Source organism: Neisseria iguanae (assembly GCF_003013245.1).
Taxonomy (GTDB): Bacteria; Pseudomonadota; Gammaproteobacteria; order Burkholderiales; family Neisseriaceae; genus Neisseria; species Neisseria iguanae.
In genome coordinates this window covers 1-2,357 of sequence record NZ_PXYY01000157.1, presented here as the reverse complement: position 1 = coordinate 2,357, position 2,357 = coordinate 1, and the positions used below count along the sequence as shown (strand labels likewise).

3 protein-coding genes are annotated in these 2,357 nt (G+C 47.1%); all 3 read left to right on the top strand.

From position 1 onward, the window contains the following. Positions 1 to 1,062, top strand: a 1,062-nt coding sequence (locus C7N83_RS15035) for a hypothetical protein (RefSeq protein ID WP_211296675.1), incomplete at its 5' end; no start/stop codon positions are given. Positions 1,063 to 1,244: 182 nt separating this feature from the next. Next, positions 1,245 to 1,364: a zinc finger domain-containing protein gene (locus tag C7N83_RS13655; RefSeq protein ID WP_342747620.1), complete on the top strand. Its 120-nt coding sequence runs from the start codon at positions 1,245 to 1,247 to the stop codon at positions 1,362 to 1,364. 81 nt (positions 1,365 to 1,445) lie between these two features. Then, positions 1,446 to 2,225 (top strand): DNA adenine methylase, encoded by a 780-nt coding sequence (locus C7N83_RS13650; RefSeq protein ID WP_106743262.1) that lies wholly within the window; start codon positions 1,446 to 1,448, stop codon positions 2,223 to 2,225. Positions 2,226 to 2,357 lie beyond the last annotated feature (132 nt).

Below are 2,357 nucleotides of genomic sequence, written 5' to 3'. Positions count from 1 at the left end.
AACCTTAAATATTGTGCCAAACCTGAGAATCTTGATGAGATTTTGCAGCAAGGCGACCGTTGCGGCATCCGTTATTTCGGGGTGCCGACGGCGCAGGGGCAGTCTCCGGCAGTAAGTCCAAAACCTGCGCGACCGCCCGTACAGCCTGAGCCACCACAACCCACAGAACCGCCTGCACCGGTGAAGCCGTTGGTGCGTAGTCTTAATTTCTTCGGAGATTCTACTAATGCGAGACTCGGCGACCAAGCTATGAATCTCGCTAAAGCGGAGAATTTGCCCGTCATTAATAATGCACAAGGCGGCAGCTTGGCATCTTACGCACTCATGTCAATGAACGGCAGCCCTGTTGAAATTAAATTCAACGTTGACGCGATCCTTGCGAAGGGGCGGAATGTTTTTATCGAGGCAGAACTGGTTTACGGAGAGGGAGTAACGCCATTTAGCATGCACTCTACCATTGTGGTCATCGACAACAAAATCGAAGCATCTATAGTAGGACAGACAGCAAACGTTAAAATCTACCCACGCGACGAACAGGCGCACAGCATTGTTGTCGGGCAGCGATACCCAGTCAAGCTAAAAAACAGCGGCGGTGTCGATGGTATTTGTGTGTTGGCAACAGCCAAGAATGATATTAACGGGGCGAATATCGGTAACTGGCAGACGGTCTTAGAACGAATCAAAAGCTATGTTGAAAAATGTATTCAACAAGTCCAGCCGAAAGAATCACCGCGTTATATTGTCCTGACTGTATGGGCTGATAATAAGCCGGGTTGGGCCAAAGAAAACCACCCATACCGACATCAGCTCAAGGATCAATTTAATAATTGGCTCAAGTCTAAATATGGCAATAATGTCTTTGATATTGAGCAATATATTTTATCTGATCAGATTTGGACAGATAGCGGCCTCACGCCGAACGAGGCGGATAAAAAAGCGCAAACAGATGGCGTAATGCCGTTGTCCCTCTCGCAGGACGGCGGTGCTCATCTGCTTCCAGCGGTTGGGGCTAAAGTCGCCGAACGTATCATCGCAAAAGCCAAAGAGTTGCGCTATTTGTAGGTAAATATAAATAAAAGGCCGTCTGAATAAGGCGGCCTTGGGGAGGATTTTAAATATAAGTGGGACGGCGACGTAACAGTGCGGCAACACTGTTACGCCAGCCAAGCAGAGAATGCCTGCATTGACTTCTAAGGCCGCCTTAGTCTCTAGAGACCGAGGCATTCTATCTGATACAGGAGTGGATGCAAATGCAAATCTATCGAGAATTACGCTGTAAGTTTTGTGGGAAATTGCTGGAAAAAGGCAGCGGTTGTGTACAAATAAAGTGCGCTCGTTGTAAAAATATCAATTCTTTCAGCTAATTAATAAATCAAAAGGATGCCTTTGAGCGTCATATTAAATCTGATTTAGAGCATCGCGAATGCCATAATTTAGGAGTATATATGATGCAAAAAATGCAACAGCCATTACCTATTATCCCCTGGATGGGTGGTAAACGTCGTTTGGCAAAACATCTTTTGCCCATGTTCCCCGAGCATTCTTGTTATGTTGAGTTGTTTTCCGGTGGCGCAGCATTATTCTTTATGCGCCCGATTCCTGCAAAAGTTGAGGTGCTCAACGATATCAACGGACAGCTCATCAATCTCTATCGTGTGGTACAACACCATTTCGACGAGTTCGTCCGCCAGTTCGAGTGGACGCTAACCAGCCGCGAGACATTCGCCTGCCTGCAAAACACGCCGCCCGAATGCATGACAGATATTCAACGTGCCGCTCGCTTCTTCTACCTTCAACACAACGCCTTCGGCGGTAAGACCGTTCATCAACATTTTGGTACGGCAACCACATCAAAAGCTTGGGATGCGTCGCAGATTGAGGTTAAATTAAAGGCTGCTAAAGACCGTTTAAAAGGTGTTTATGTGGAAAACGAACCGTGGGAGCGTTGTTTCAAGCGATATGACCGTGAGCACACCTTCTTCTACGCAGACCCACCATATTGGCAGACCGCAGGCTACGATAGTGCTTTTGATTGGTCCCAATATGAGCTGCTCGCGAAGGTAATGGCGGAGAGCAAAGGCAAGGTCATGTTATCCATCAACGACCACCCCGATATACGGGCTTTGTTTAAAGACTTCCGTATTACTCAACTGGAGCTGACTTATACCGTAGGCAGGGATAAGACAGGCAAAACAAGCGGCGAATTGGTTATTTGCAACTGGTAAAACAAAAGCGACGGTAGCGTCGCTTTTCTTATTTCTCATCATCCGATATAGTGCAAAAGCTGGCGAAACTTTCGCAAAGCCTAGAGTGCAAAAGCTACTGCAACAAAGTGCAAAAGTCGGCGGCGGCTTACA

Excerpts from the sequence above, each read along its gene's own strand:
- C7N83_RS13655 (WP_342747620.1), top strand. The coding sequence starts at position 1,245 with ATGCAAATGCAAATCTATCGAGAATTACGCTGTAAGTTTTGTGGGAAA.
- C7N83_RS13650 (WP_106743262.1), top strand. The coding sequence starts at position 1,446 with ATGATGCAAAAAATGCAACAGCCATTACCTATTATCCCCTGGATGGGT.